The organism is Actinoplanes sp. NPDC049668 (assembly GCF_044465445.1).
Taxonomy (GTDB): Bacteria; Actinomycetota; Actinomycetes; order Mycobacteriales; family Micromonosporaceae; genus Actinoplanes.
In genome coordinates, this window is the sequence record NZ_JBITLR010000003.1 from 744,215 (window position 1) to 758,165 (window position 13,951).

Here is a 13,951-nt window from a genome sequence, read left to right on the forward strand (position 1 = left end):
GTGTTGATGATCACCTGTAGTTCGGTGCGTTCCACGGCGCGACCCGGTGGCGGTAGTAGTGGTGGTGGCGGTGTTCGCCGTACCGGACGTGCCGCATCAGGCCGATGACCAGGAACACCAGCGGGATCGCCGGCCAGAAGAAGTGCGCGCCGGAGAGCAGCCACAGCCCGGTCAGCAGGACGGCCGTCACGGCCACGAAACTGGCGTGCCGGCGCACGCCCCGGCGTGTCGCGGCCCGGGCCTGCGGCGTCTCGGCCAGCGCCCGGCGGCCGTTGTCCGGCAGGTCGGCGGTGAGCGGGGCCAGCTCGTCGCGGAACTTCGCCGCGTACACCCGGCCGAGCCGCTCCTCGCCCTCCTCCAGGGTGAGCCGGCCCTCGGCCATCGCGGCCCGCAGGATCTCGGCGACCTGCTCGCGCTCGGTGTCGGAGGTCCGGAGCCGGTTCGGGCCGGACCAGTTGGCGTCGGTGGGATTCACGGTGACCTCCTGGGACGTGGCGGGATCTGATTAACAGGCTGGCCGATTCGCCGCCGGGCCGCGTCGCCCCGGCGGAGCATCCGGTACGCGGCCCGCGGCGCAGCCGACCGTCCGCGGGGTACCACCCGGGGAGTACGCGGGGCCGGCCGGTACCACCGGGGGCGCAGCGCCTCGTCGTCGTTGTGCGGATGCCCGGGTGAACGGCGGTGCCGTAGGTTCGAGACGTGCGTAACCCGGGCCGGCGGTACCCGCCCCGGCGACCGGATCGACCCGGCCGCCGGGCGAACGGTGCTGCCCCGACCGCGTGGTTCGACACCATCGACGTGCACGCCGGTGCGCCTGGTTCCGGCGCGGAAGGCGGCCGTTTCCGATCGTCCGGCCGCTCCGGCGGCCTGGGCCGGCGGCCACGGCAGCCGCACTGGCCCGGCGCGGTCGTCGCGGCGCTCTGCTTCCACCTGTTCGGCAACTGGTCTGAGGCGACCGCCCTGTCCCGCCCGGCCGACGTGATCGCGTGCACGCTGCTGCTCATCGGCCCGATAGCGCTGGCCTGGCGCGGACGCGCCCCGATCGCCGTCCTCGCCGTCAGCGGCGCGGCCACCATCGGTTTCGCCACCCTCGCGACGCCGTCCTGGACCTACGCCGCCGCGCCCGTCATCGCCCTCTTCGGCGCGGTCAAGGCCGGCCGGCGCCGCGCCGCGGTGGCCGTAGCCGCGGCGGGTTACCTGGCCTACCTGACGGTGACCTGGTTCTGCGCCGGCGCGCTCGGGCTGCCGGCCGCGGCCCGTCCCGACCTGCGCGACGCGGTGCTGATCGGCCTCGGCCTCGCGCTGACGGTCTTCCTCGGCAGCGCCGCCCGGGCCCGGGCCAGCTACATCGCCGAGATGACCAAGGCGAGGGCCGAGCGGGCCCGGGCCAAGGAGGAGCAGGAACGCCGCCAGGCCGCCGACGAGCGGCTGCGCATCGCCCGCGAGCTGCACGACGTGCTCGGCCACCACCTGTCGCTGATCAACGTGCAGGCCGGGGTCGGGCTGCACCTGATGGACAACCGCCCCGAGCAGGCCCGCGAGGCCCTCACGGCGATCAAGACGGCGAGCTCCGAGGCGCTGCGCGAGGTCCGGGCGGTGCTCGGCGTGCTGCGCCCCGAGGAGGAGGCCGCGCCGCGCCAGCCCGCACCGGGTCTGGGCCGGCTCACCGACCTCACCGCGGACGCGGGCCTGCCGGTGACCACGACGACCTTGGGGGAGCGGCGCGAGCTGCCCGCGGAGGTGGACCGCGCGGCGTACCGGATCGTCCAGGAGGCGTTGACCAACGTCCGCCGGCACGCGGCCGCCGGCGCGGCCGCGACGGTCGCGGTCACCTACGCGGAGAACGAGCTGCGCCTGTCGATCCGCAACGACGGCCCGGCGGCGAAGGAGCCGCCGGACGGCGGCGGGGGCAGCGGCATCGCCGGGATGCGCGCCCGCGCGGCCAGCCTCGGCGGCACCCTGGCGGCGGGCCCGCCGCCGGAGGGCGGCTACCTGGTCTCGGCGGTGCTGCCGACAGCGACGGAGGAGAATTCATGATCAAGGTCCTGCTCGCCGACGATCAGGTCCTGGTCCGGGCCGGCTTCCGGGCGCTGCTCAACGCCGAGCCCGACATCGAGGTGGTCGCGGAGGCGGGCGACGGCCTCGAGGCGGTGCGCCTGGCCGCGCAGACGCGGCCCGACGTGGTGCTGATGGACATCCGGATGCCCGGCGTGGACGGCCTCGAGGCGACCCGCCGCATCGCCGCGGACCCGGCGCTCGGCGACACCCGGGTCGTCATCCTCACCACGTTCGAGCTGGACGAGTACGTCTTCGAGGCGCTGCGCACCGGCGCCTCCGGTTTCCTGGTCAAGGACACCGAGCCGGTCGAGCTGCTCCGCGGCGTGCGCGCGGTCGCCGCCGGCGACGCCCTGCTGTCGCCGAGCGTCACCCGCCGGGTCATCGGCGAGTTCACCACCCCGGGCGGGCGCGGCCGTCCCGCGCTGCCGCCGGAGGAGGCCGAGCAGCGGCTGGCGCAGCTGACCGAGCGCGAGCGCGAGGTGATGGTCCTGGTCGGCGAGGGCCTCTCCAACGACGAGATCGCGGCCCGCCTCATGATCAGCCCGGCGACGGCGAAGACCCACGTCAGCCGCACGATGGTCAAGCTCGGCGCCCGGGACCGGGCCCAGCTCGTGATCTACGCGTACGAGGCGGGCCTGATCCGCCCCGGCTGGCTCGCCTGATCAGGGGTGAAAGCCGGCGATCCCGCCCTCGCCGGGCTGCGCGAACCAGGCCGGGGCGTCCTCCTCCAGCGAGGTGCGGATCCGGACCATGGCGAACGGGTTCATCTCCGGCAGCGCGTCGGGCGCGAACCAGCCCACCGCGACCGACTCGGAGTCGTTGACCCGGGCCTGCCCGCCGACCGCCCGGCAGCGGAACCAGGTGTTGACCATGTGGCAGTGGTCGCCGTTCGGGTAGACCACCTGGTGCAGGGCGACGCCGGCCAGGCGCTCGATCTTCACCTCGACGCCGGTCTCCTCGAGAACCTCGCGCACCAGCGCGTCCGCGGGCTGCTCGCCGGGGTCCATCATGCCGGCGATGACCGACCACTGCCGGTTGTCGCTGCGCTGGCCGAGCAGGATCTCGCCGCGGTCGTTGAGGACGATCGCACTGACGGTCGGGAACATGATCACGTCTTGGCCGACCTTGGCGCGCAGGTTCTTCACATAGTCAGATGCAGGCACGCCGCGACCCTAACGCGCGGCCTGGCCGAGGTAGAGCACGGCCAGAGCGATGGCCAGTCCGCCGAGCACCAGCCGCAGCGCGCGCTCGGGCAGCCGGGGCTGCAGGCGTGCGCCCAGGTAGCCGCCGACGAGCCCGCCCAACCCGCACAGGATCCCGACGCCCCAGTCCGGCGCGATGTCGCCGCGCCCGGTCAGCGCGAGCACCGCGAACGCCGCCGCGCCGGCGACGGACGTGACGAAGGTCGTGGCGAGCGCGGCCGGCGCGACCACCGCCATCGGCATGCCCCGGCCGGCCAGGACGGGACCGATGATGGAGCCGCCGCCGATGCCGTAGACACCGCCGACCACGCCGACGCCCAGCGCCAGCCCGGCGATCCCGCGACGGGACATCGTGTCGGCGTGGGGCCGCGGCGCCGCGGGGCGCAGGCAGAGCCACACGCCCAGCGGCAGCAGCAGGACGCTGACGATCAGGCGGAACACGTCCGGGCCGGGGACGACGAAGACCCGTACGACCGCGCCGACGACCACGCCTGGCAGGGTGCCGGCCAGCAGCAGCCGGGTGAGCGGGCCGCCGAGGCCGCCGCGCCGGCCGTACCGCAGCAGCGCGCCCGGGCCGGAGACCACGTTGAACAGCAGATTCGTCGGCGTCACCGCCGGATTCGGCACCGCGAGCACGCTCAGCTGGACCGGGAGCAGGAACACCGCGCCGGAGACGCCGACCGGGGTGGTCACCACCGAAATGATCAATCCGGCCGCGACGCTCAGCAGGGCCTCGGTCCATGTCACGGGGGGAACCCTCGCACGGTCCCCGGAGCGCCCGCACTTCGGCACGCGGTCCGTTAGTGTTCGTAACACCTGTCAGTAACAATGTCGGGGTTCCCGGGGCGGATGGGGGGTGTGCGACGGCGTGGCGGAGCGTGAGCGCCTGGCACAGGCCGACTCCGGTGAGCAGCCGTGGCGCGCCTGGGGCCCCTACCTCGCCGAGCGGGCGTGGGGCACGGTCCGGGAGGACTACAGCGAGCACGGCACCGCCTGGGACTACTTCCCGCACGACCACGCGCGCTCCCGGGCGTACCGGTGGAACGACGACGGGATGGCCGGAGTCTGCGACGACCGGCAGACGTTCTGTTTCGCCCTGGCCCTCTGGAACGGCCGGGATCCGATCCTCAAGGAGCGGATGTTCGGACTCGGCGGCGACGGCGGCAACCACGGTGAGGACGCCAAGGACTACTGGTGGTACCAGGACTCGACGCCGACCCACTCGTGGATGAGCTGGCGCTACCACTATCCGCAGGCGGCCTTCCCCTACGACGAGCTGGTCCGGGTCAACGGGCACCGCTCGCGGGAGGACCCCGAGTTCGAGCTGATCGACACCGGCGTCTTCGACGAGGACCGGTTCTGGGCCGTCACCGTCGACTACGCCAAGGCCGGCGTCGACGACATGTGCATCGTGGTGACCGTCTCCAACCGCGGTCCCGAGGCGGAGACCCTGCACGTGCTGCCGTCGCTGTGGTTCCGCAACACCTGGTCGTGGGGCCTGCCGAACCGCCGGGTACCGGTCATCCACGGCGGCGGCGGGCGGCTCGCCGGGCAGCACCGCGGCCTCGGCCACATCACGCTCGAGGGCGAGGGCGCGCCGCCGGCGCTGATGTGCGACAACGAGACCAACGCGCAGCGGCTCTGGGGGATGCCCGGCACCAGCACGTACCCCAAGGACGGCATCAACGATTACCTCGTGTCCGGCGCGCCGACCGTCAACCCGGCCGGCACCGGCACCAAGGGCGCGCTGCACTACGAGCTGACGCTCGGCCCGGGGGAGACCCGCGAGATCCGGCTGCGCCTCGCCCGGTCCGACGAGGCCGCCGGCCCGCTCGACCTCGGCGACGGCTTCGCCACCGTGGTACGCGACCGGCGGGCCGAGGCCGACGCCTACTTCGCCGAGCTGGTACCCGCCGCCGCGTCCGCCGAGGAGGCCGCCGTCGTGCGGCAGGGCATCGCCGGGCTGATGTGGGGCAAGCAGTTCTACCACTTCGACGTCAAGCAGTGGCTGCGCGGCGACCCCGGCTCCGCGCCACCGCCGCCGGGCCGGCGCTACGGGCGCAACAACGCCTGGTGGCACATGAACAGCTTCGACATCATCTCGATGCCGGACCCCTGGGAATATCCCTGGTACGCGGCGTGGGACCTGGCGTTCCACTGTGTCTCGATCGCCCGCGTCGACCCCGGGTTCGCCAAGTCGCAGCTGCTGCTGCTCCTGCGCGAGTGGTACATGCACCCCAACGGCCAGATCCCCGCGTACGAGTGGTCGTTCGGCGACGTCAACCCGCCGGTGCACGCCTGGGCCGCGCTGCGGGTGTTCGAGATCGACGGCGGCCGGGACCATGACTTCCTCGCCCGGATCATGCACAAGCTGCTGCTGAACTTCACCTGGTGGGTCAACCGCAAGGACGTCGGCGGCAACAACGTCTTCGAGGGCGGCTTCCTCGGCCTGGACAACGTCGGCCCGTTCGACCGCTCCGCGGCGCTGCCCGTCGCCGGCGTGCTGGAGCAGTCCGACGGCACCGGCTGGATGGCCATGTACGCCCTCAACCTGCTCGACATGTCGATCCGCCTCGCCCTGCACGACCCCACCTACGAGGACATGGTCACCAAGTTCTTCGAGCACTTCGCCTACATCGCCGAGGCGGCGTACCGCCAGGGGCTCTGGGACGACGAGGACTGTTTCTTCTACGACGTGCTGCGCCTGCCCGACGGGCACCGGATGCCGCTCAAGGCCCGCTCCATCGTCGGCCTGCTGCCGCTGGCCGCCACCACCCGGCTCAGCGCCGGCACCCTCAACCGGCTGCCCGGCCTGGCCGCGCGGCTACGCTGGCTGCTCGCCAACGGCCCCGAGTACGCCGACGTGATCAGCGCGCGCCGGCTCTCGGCCGACGGCCGCCAGCAGCGGCTGCTCTCCATGGTCGGCCAGGACCAGCTGCTGCGGATCCTGGCCCGGATGCTCGACCCGGAGGAGTTCCTCTCCCCGTACGGGCTCAGGACGCTGTCGCGCGCCCACCGGGAGAAGCCGTTCACGGTGTCGCTGGGCGGCTCGGACTTCACGGTCGGCTACGAGCCGGCGGAGAGCACCAGCGGCCTGTTCGGCGGCAACTCCAACTGGCGCGGTCCGATCTGGATGCCGACCAACTACCTGCTCATCGAGGCGCTGCGCGAGTTCGCGGCGTTCTACGGCCCCGACCTCATGGTGGAGTACCCGACCGGCGCGCAGACCAAGATGCCGCTGAGCGCGGTCGCCGACGACCTGTCCCGGCGCCTGATCTCACTGTTCGTGCCGGACTCCTGGGGCCGCCGCCCGATGTACGGCGCCGCGGACCTCTTCCAGAACCACCCGGACTGGAAGGACCTGATCGCGTTCCCCGAGTACTTCAACGGCGACGACGGCGCGGGCCTCGGCGCCTGGCATCAGACCGGCTGGACTGCACTTGTGGTGGATCTGATTCTGACCCTCCATCGATAGGATCGGTCACATGGAGTTCGGTGTCGGTTACTTCCCAACCCATGACGGCATCGGCCCCGGCGCGCTCGCCCGGCTCGTCGAGGAGCGCGGTCAGGACGCTCTCTTCTTCCCCGAACACACCCACATCCCGGCCAGCCGGGAGAGCCCCTGGGGCGACGGCAGCCGCGAACTGCCCAGCAAGTACGCGCACTGCTACGACCTGTTCGTCGCGCTGACCGCCGCGGCGACCGCGACCAGCCGGATGCGGATCGGCAGCGGCGTCTGCCTGGTCGTCGAGCGTGACCCGATCATCACCGCCAACGAGGTCGCCAGCGTGGACCACCTCTCCGGCGGCCGGCTCGAGTTCGGCGTCGGCGCCGGCTGGAACCGCGAGGAGATGGCCAACCACGGCACCGACCCGCGCACCCGGATGGCCCTGCTCACCGACCGGGTCCAGGCGATGCAGGCGATCTGGACCCAGGACGAGGCCTCCTACTCGGGCGAGTTCGTGAACTTCGACCGGATCTGGTCCTGGCCCAAGCCGGTGCAGGGCCCGTGGCCGCCCGTGCTCGTCGGCGGCGCCGGCCCGACCGTGCTCGACCGGGTGCTGGCCTGGGGCGACGGCTGGTTCCCGCAGTGGCACGACCGGGACCTCTTCGAGCGGATCGCCGAGCTGGAGGCCCGCGCGGACCGCCCGATCGAGGTGCAGGTCCTCAGCGTCCCGGCCCAGCCGAAAGCACTCGAGCAACTCGCGAACGCGGGCGTGCGCCGCGCCTCGTACTGGCTACCCTCCGGACCGTGGGACATGGTCGAGCCCCGACTGGAGAAATGGGAGAACGCAATCGCCGAGCTGACCGGCCGCTGACCAGCGGGCACGAGATTTAGGTATGCGGACTCAAGTGCCGGGACTCCGCGGGCGGCGATTATCGTCGCGTGACCTCCTACCCCTGCCCGTACTGCCATGCCCCGGCGACCCTGACGTCCGGCTGTCCCGGCTGTGGCCGTGGCCCGGACCCCGACGCCGCCGAGGTCGTCCGGCTCGACGCGGAGATCCCGGTGCTCACCGCCCGGCTGGCGAGCGCCCGCGAGGCCGTCTCGGCCGCCGACTCGGCGCTGCGGCAGGCCTGGCGGTCGCGCGAGGACGCGGCGACCCGGGTCCGCGCGGCGCTGGCGGCGTCGACGGCCGCGCCGGTGGTCGTGCCGGCCGCCGGGCCCGCGCCGGCGCCCCGCACGAAGGAGGCGTCGACCAAGCTGGTGCAGAACGTGCTGTTCATGCTCGGCGGCCTGCTGCTCGGCGTCGCGGCGATCGTCTTCACCGCGGTCGCCTGGGCGCAGTTCGGCGTCGGCGGGCGGGCGCTGCTGCTCGCCGCGTTCACCGTCGTGTCCCTGGCGGTGCCGTATGTCGCGCTGCGGCGCAACCTGCGCGCGACGGCGGAGACCTTCGCGGCGGTCGGGCTGCTGCTGGTGCTGCTCGACGGGTACGCGGCCTGGTACGTGAACCTGTTCGGCGTCGCGGACTACTCGGCGCTCGGGTACGCCGGCGCGGTCTGCGCGGTCACGGCCGCGGTCGCCGCCGGGTACGAGCACCTCACCGGGCTGACCGGCCCGCGCTTCGCGGCGCTGCTCGTGGCCCAGCCGGTGCTGCCGCTGCTCGCGGCGCCGTTCGAACCGGACGCGGCGGGCTGGGCGTACGTGCTGGTGGGCGTCGCCCTTCTCGACCTTGCGGTGATCCACCTGGGACGGTCGGCGCTGAGCGCGGTGTCCGTCACGGCCTATGCGCTCGGGGGCGTCGCGATCGCCGCCGCGGGCCTGTCGGCGCTGCTCGCGCTGGCCGTCGCCGAGAACACCGCTGAGGCCGCACTGGCCGCGACCGCGCTGGTCGCCGCGGCCGGGCTTACCGTGGCGGCGGCGGTCATGGCCCCGGCCCCGGCCCGGGTGGTGGCCCGGTCGACGGCCGGAGGCCTGTTCGTGGTCGCCCTGGCGCTCGCCGCCGGCCGCTTCGCCGCGGTCGCCGGCGGGAGCTTCCTCGCCCCGGTGCTGATCGCCGCGGTCGTCGCCGCGGTGGCGGTCCTGGTGACGGCGGTGAACCGGGTGCTGCCGGGGCCGGTCCGCCGCGGGCCGTGGATCGGTGGGCTGGTCGTCGCCGTCGCCCCGGCACCGTTCGCGGCCGCCGCGGTGGTCACCGGACCCGCCGACTGGCGCCTGCTCGCCGTCATCGCGCTGAACACCGCCGCCCTGGTGGTGCTGGTCCCGCGTGCGCTTCAGGCGCAGGTGCTGCTCGGCGGCGCCGCGCTGGCCGCCGTCTCGGCGCTGGCCGCGCTCGGCCTGCACTGGTGGGCCGCGCCCGTCCTCGACCTGGTCGTCGTCGCGGCGGCGCTGGCGTGCGCCCTGCGAACGGCGCCGGCCTGGCCCGCAACCGTCGCGGCGGCGCTCACCGTCCACGCGGTCACCGTCTCCCTCGCGCGCCCGGGCGTCGCCTGCGCGACCCTGTCCGCGGTCGCCGTCCTCGGCGCCGGCACCGCGCTAGCCGCCCGGCGCGCTACCCGGCTCGCCGGAGTCGTGCTCACCGTCGGGCTCCTCGCCGTGCCGGCGGCGGCCTGGACCGGCGCGGCCGCGCTGTCCCTGCCCGCGCCGGCGCAGAGCCGGGCGGCGCTGGCGGCCCTCGCGCTGCTGACCGGGGCGCTGCACCTGACCGGCCGGGGCTACCGGCCGTACGCGCTGGCGGCCGTCCTGCTCGGCGTCGTGTCGGCGCCGGCCTGGGCGCTCGTCTCGGGCGACTCACCCGCGCTGTACGCGGCGATCGGGCTGCTGCTCGTCGCGCTGACCCTCTCGGCCGGCGTCTGGGCCCGGGCGGCCGCCCTGCCGCTCGGCCTCGCCCTGTTCGCGGCGACCGCGCCGAGCCTGTCCGCCGTGCTGCTGCGCCCGTACGAGTGGATGTCCCGGGTGTGGACCGGCGTGCCGGACGGCACCGGCGGCGCGCCGGTCGCGGTCGCCGATGTGGTCGCCCTCGGGGTGTTCGCCGTGGCCGTCGCGGTCGCGGTCGGTGCCGCGCGCGGCGTTCGGGCGGCGACCTGCGCCGTCGTGCCGCTCTTGGCCGTGCTGGTCCCGGCCGGTCTCGCCGCGGCCGTCGCGCCGTGGCCCGGCGTCCCGGCCGCGAGCCTGCTCCTCGGCCTGGCCGCGCTGCTCGCCGTCGCGCTGCCGTTCTTCTTCGGGCCCGGCCGGATCGCCGCGGGCGTGACCGGCGCCGCGCTCACCGGCGCGGGGCTCGCCGGTTCGCTGCCGACCCGCGGCGCGACCCTGGCGGCGCTCGGCCTCGCCCTGGTCGCGGCCGCCGTGGTGAGCGTGGCCGGCCGTGACCTCGCGGCCCGGCTGCTCGGCGGCCTCGGCGCCGCCGTCGCGGCCATGACGCTCGGCTTCACGGCGGGCCGCGCGGCCGGCCTGCCCCTGCACACCACGGCCTTCGCGGTCCTGGGCACCGCCGCGGTGCTGCTCGCGCTCGGCGCGGCGCTCGTCTCGCGCCGGCCGCAGGAGGGCCGGGCGGTGCAGGCCGCCGCGCACGCGGGCGCGCTCGTCGCGCTGCTGCTCGCCGCCGGGTCGATCCGGCACGCGGCCGCCGTCTGCACGTTCTGGGGGCTGGCGCTCGGGCTGCGGGCGCTGCGCCCCGGCGAGTCCGCGACGGTCCGTCGTGGACACTTCACCGCCGCGGTGCTCGCCGAGCTCGGCGCCTGGTGGCTGCTGCTCGCGGGCGAACGGGTCGCGATCCTCGAGGCGTACACGCTGCCGGCCGCCGCCGTCGCGCTGCTCATCGGCTGGCTGGCCCGCCGCGGGCGGGGCGAGCTGTCGAGCTGGGTCGCGTACGGCCCGGCACTGGCGGCGGGGCTGCTGCCGACGCTGGCCTCGGTCCTGGCGGGCGAGGGCGAACCGCTGCGGCGGCTGCTGCTCGGCCTCGGCGCCCTGGCCGTCCTGCTGGCCGGCGCGCACGCCCGCCTGCAGGCGCCGGTGGTCGCCGGCGGCGGCGTGCTGGCCGCCGTCGCCCTGCACGAGGTGGTGCTGGCCTGGGATCTGCTGCCGCGGTGGATTCCGCTCGCGGTCGCCGGGCTGCTGCTGGTCGCCCTGGCGATGACCCTGGAACGCCGCCGCCGGGACCTGGCCCGGGTCCGCTCCGCCCTGACCCGGATGGGCTGACCCCGGGGCATGATGGGGTATGGCCGAGGAACTGAAACTCTCCGTGATGCTGGTCGTCGCGGATGCGGAGGCCGCGGTGGCCTGGTACCGGGCCGCGCTGGGCGCGGCGGAGCTGTGGAATCTCGGCGGCGTGGCCGGCCTCGAGATCGGTGGCGCCGCCTTCTTCATCCACGAGGTCAATCCCCGCAATCCCACGGAGACCAGCCCGGGCCGGGCGGGGGTCACCAGTACCCGCGTCGAGGTGTTCACCGACGACCCGGACGGCTTCATCGCCCGCGCCGTCGCCGCGGGCGCTTCCGCCGGATCGGAGATCGAGGATCACCAGGTGCCCTGGGGAACACACCGCCAGGGCGGCTTCACCGACCCGTTCGGCCACAACTGGTCCGTGGGCGACAGGTCACCCCTGTACCCGTTCAGCCCCTGAACGCGCTGAAGGCCTGAGCGGCGTGGCGCCGGATCCGGTGCCTGCCGCCGCGCGTCGGCTGCGCCGGCGGCGCCGGTTCGGGGACCCGCAGGCTGTATCCGCTGGTTCCGCCGCACGAGCAGCTGCCGAGCCCGGCGCAGACCCCGTTGCAGAGGGGCGCGCGGGTGAGCGGGTCGGCCGGCCTCCGCCGGATCGGCGGGCTCTGGGCGGGCCGGGCCTCCGCCTCGGCGAGGCGGTCACGGCCCGTGTCCTTCGCCCGGTAGAGGGCGGCGTCCGCGCGCGCCGTCAGCTCGTCGGAGGTCTCGGCGCCGTCCCAGGTCGCGGTGCCCGCCGAGAAGGTCAGGCCCACGGGCGTGGCCTGCTTCATCCGGGTGATGACCTCGCGGGCGTACGCGGCGGTGGCGTCCGGCATCAGCAGGACGAACTCCCCGCCGTCGAGGCGCGCCAGGTGGTCGGCCGAGCGTACGGTGTCCGACCAGGCCGCCGCGGCCGCCTTGAGCAGGAGGTCCCCGGTGGGGTGGTCGAGGTGGAGGACCGCGACGGTGAGCGGCTCGCCGCCGCGGCGGGCGCGTTCGATGGTCCTCGGCAGCTCGGCGTTCCAGGCGCGCCGGTTCGGCAGGCCGGTCAGGTCGTCGGTCACCGCCAGCTCGCGGACCCGCCGGGTCAGGACGTCGAGCTGCTTCGTCAGCCGCGCCATCCGGGCGACGACGAGCAGGAACAGCACGGCGCAGCCGAGCCCGACGGCCAGGCCGCCGGCCAACTCGGGCAGGACCGCCTGAATGATCAGCAGCGCGGGGCCGACGAGTGCGACGACCAGGTTCGTGCGCATGAGCCGGCTCGTCGGCACTCGACCTCCCACGTTCAGCCCGGCCTGCGGATCGCCGGACCCTCCATGTCACCGGTCTGTGGGTGCGAGGTCGTCTCCGGTGCAGAGCGGCTCGGTTGCGGAGTGGATCAGCTCAGCTCGGCGGCCTTGCGCAGCAGCACCGAGCGTTCGCGCCGGTTGGCGCAGAGCCGGGCGGCCAGCTCCAGCTCGGCGCGGGCCTCCGAGCGCCGTCCGAGCCGGGCGAGCAGCTCACCGCGTACCGTCGGGACCAGATGCGAACCGGGCAGCCGGTCCGCGGCGATCAGCTCGTCGACGATGGCCAGGGCCGGCGCCGGGCCGGAGGCCATGGCGACGGCGACGGCCCGGTTGAGCTCGACCACCGGCGAGGGCGCGAGCCGCCCGAGCGCCTCGTAGAGCAGCACGATCCGGTCCCAGTCGGTCGCACCGACCGAGGGCGCCGCCGCGTGGGTCGCGGCGATCGCGGCCTGCAGGCCGTACTGGCCGAGGCCGCGGGCCGACGCCCTGGCCAGCGCGGCCAGCCCCCGGCGGATCGCCGAGACGTCCCATCGCCGCCGGTCCTGCTCCTCGAGCAGGACCGGCGAGCCGTCCGGGCCGGTCCGGGCCGGGAAGCGCGCGGCCGTCAGCTCGCAGAGCGCGAGCAGGCCGTGCACCTCCGGCTCGTCCGGCTGCAGCGCGGCCAGCGTGCGGGCCAGCCGGATCGCCTCGTACGCGACGTCGGCGCGCAGCAGCCGGTCGCCCGACGTGGCCGTCGACCCCTCGGTGAAGATCACGTAGAGGACGCTGAGCACGCCGCCCAGCCGTTCCCGGCGCTCGTCGGCCGGGGGCAGCTCGAACGGCACGCCCGCCGCCGCGATCGTCTTCTTGGCCCGGGTGATCCGGGCCTGCACGGTCGGCACGGGCACCAGGAAGGCGCGGGCGATCTCCTCGCTGGACAGGCCGGCGACCACCCGCAGGGTCAACGCCACCCGGGCCTCGGGGGAGAGCACGGGGTGGCAGCTGACGAACATCAGCGCCAGCACGTCGTCGTCGATCCGGTCGATGTCGACGTCGTCGTCGACCGCCGGGTCGGCCGCGATCAGGGCGTACCGGTCCCGCAGCGCGGCACGGCGGCGGATCGCGTCGATCGCCCGCCGCCGGGCCGTCGCCATCAGCCAGCCGGCCGGGTTCGCCGGCGCGGAGCGCGGCCAGGACACCAGCGCCTCGGCCACCGCCTCCTGAGCCGCGTCCTCGGCCAGCCCGAAATCGCCGGTGAACCGGGTCAGCGCGGCGACGATCCGCGCCGACTCGATCCGCCAGACGGCCTCGACGTCGGCCATCAGACCTGCGGAACCTCGTCGCTACCGGGCACCCGGCGAACCTCGATCTTGGACCCGGGCGCCGCAGGCACCCGCTTGGCCCACTCCACCGCCTCCTGCTGCGAGGCGACGTCGACCATGAAGAAGCCCCCGAACAGCTCCTTGGTCTCGCCGTACGGCCCGTCCGTGACCACGGGGGCCGCCCCGCCGAAGTCGACGACGGCGCCCTTCGCCGGATCGTCCAGCCCCTCCGCCGCGAGGAGCACGCCGGCCTTGAGCGCCTCGTCGATGAACTGGTGGGTCGCGGCCATCATCTCCTCGATGTCGGCCATCATGGCCGCGTTCGACTCGTCGGTGCCCCGCATGATCAGCAGATACTTCGGCATCGCACTCTCCTCGTCCGCCGGGACCGCCCCTCGGCCCGCGCACCCTCACGTCGAACGAGCGGCCCCCGGATCGACACGGCCCCCGAAGAAACATCATGGA

At 74.7% G+C, this 13,951-nt stretch carries 12 protein-coding genes; 6 read left to right on the forward strand and 6 right to left on the reverse strand.

The genetic code is table 11. From position 1 onward, the window contains the following. Positions 1 to 10: 10 nt before the first annotated feature. Entirely contained in the window at positions 11 to 475 is a 465-nt protein-coding gene (locus ACIBSW_RS16150) for a DUF1707 domain-containing protein (protein ID WP_354726756.1), read from the reverse strand. Between the two features lie 224 nt (positions 476 to 699). On the opposite strand from ACIBSW_RS16150, the gene ACIBSW_RS16155 reads away from it, so the two are divergent. Then, a complete protein-coding gene (locus ACIBSW_RS16155) occupies positions 700 to 2,037 on the forward strand; it encodes a histidine kinase (protein WP_354726754.1) in 1,338 nt (445 codons plus the stop codon). Beyond that, on the forward strand, positions 2,034 to 2,720 hold the full coding sequence (locus ACIBSW_RS16160; protein ID WP_354726752.1) for a response regulator transcription factor: 687 nt from the start codon (positions 2,034 to 2,036) through the stop codon (positions 2,718 to 2,720). Before ACIBSW_RS16155 ends, ACIBSW_RS16160 begins: the two co-directional genes overlap by 4 nt. Here the strand turns inward: ACIBSW_RS16160 and ACIBSW_RS16165 are convergent, their stop codons facing one another. Then, the gene (locus tag ACIBSW_RS16165) at positions 2,721 to 3,221 is read right to left on the reverse strand and encodes an NUDIX domain-containing protein (RefSeq protein ID WP_354726750.1); all 501 of its coding nucleotides are present in this window, start codon (positions 3,219 to 3,221) and stop codon (positions 2,721 to 2,723) included. It abuts the gene before it with no gap. Positions 3,222 to 3,230: 9 nt separating this feature from the next. Continuing rightward, positions 3,231 to 4,007 (reverse strand): TSUP family transporter, encoded by a 777-nt coding sequence (locus ACIBSW_RS16170; RefSeq protein ID WP_354726748.1) that lies wholly within the window; start codon positions 4,005 to 4,007, stop codon positions 3,231 to 3,233. Between the two features lie 121 nt (positions 4,008 to 4,128). On the opposite strand from ACIBSW_RS16170, the gene ACIBSW_RS16175 reads away from it, so the two are divergent. The 4 genes from ACIBSW_RS16175 to ACIBSW_RS16190 all read left to right on the forward strand — a co-directional run bounded on the left by ACIBSW_RS16175 (position 4,129) and on the right by ACIBSW_RS16190 (position 11,323). Then, positions 4,129 to 6,735, forward strand: a complete 2,607-nt coding sequence (locus ACIBSW_RS16175) for an MGH1-like glycoside hydrolase domain-containing protein (RefSeq protein WP_354726746.1) — start codon at positions 4,129 to 4,131, stop codon at positions 6,733 to 6,735. A 10-nt stretch (positions 6,736 to 6,745) separates the two neighbouring features. Beyond that, positions 6,746 to 7,579, forward strand: a complete 834-nt coding sequence (locus tag ACIBSW_RS16180; RefSeq protein WP_354726744.1) for an LLM class F420-dependent oxidoreductase — start codon at positions 6,746 to 6,748, stop codon at positions 7,577 to 7,579. Between the two features lie 68 nt (positions 7,580 to 7,647). Beyond that, positions 7,648 to 10,899 (forward strand): SCO7613 C-terminal domain-containing membrane protein, encoded by a 3,252-nt coding sequence (locus tag ACIBSW_RS16185; RefSeq protein ID WP_354726742.1) that lies wholly within the window; start codon positions 7,648 to 7,650, stop codon positions 10,897 to 10,899. 19 nt (positions 10,900 to 10,918) lie between these two features. Beyond that, positions 10,919 to 11,323: a VOC family protein gene (locus ACIBSW_RS16190; RefSeq protein WP_354726740.1), complete on the forward strand. Its 405-nt coding sequence runs from the start codon at positions 10,919 to 10,921 to the stop codon at positions 11,321 to 11,323. Here ACIBSW_RS16190 and ACIBSW_RS16195 read toward each other — a convergent pair. From ACIBSW_RS16195 to ACIBSW_RS16205, 3 genes are all read right to left on the reverse strand, one after another. After that, positions 11,313 to 12,152, reverse strand: a complete 840-nt coding sequence (locus ACIBSW_RS16195) for a GGDEF domain-containing protein (RefSeq protein WP_354726738.1) — start codon at positions 12,150 to 12,152, stop codon at positions 11,313 to 11,315. The two genes, ACIBSW_RS16190 and ACIBSW_RS16195, sit on opposite strands and share 11 nt — an antisense overlap. 125 nt (positions 12,153 to 12,277) lie before the next feature. Further along, positions 12,278 to 13,486, reverse strand: a complete 1,209-nt coding sequence (locus ACIBSW_RS16200) for a sigma-70 family RNA polymerase sigma factor (protein ID WP_354726736.1) — start codon at positions 13,484 to 13,486, stop codon at positions 12,278 to 12,280. Then, positions 13,486 to 13,851 carry a YciI family protein gene (locus ACIBSW_RS16205; RefSeq protein WP_354726734.1) on the reverse strand — a complete coding sequence of 122 codons (366 nt, stop codon included), beginning with the start codon at positions 13,849 to 13,851 and terminating at the stop codon, positions 13,486 to 13,488. The genes ACIBSW_RS16200 and ACIBSW_RS16205 overlap by 1 nt, the downstream gene beginning before the upstream one ends. Positions 13,852 to 13,951 lie beyond the last annotated feature (100 nt).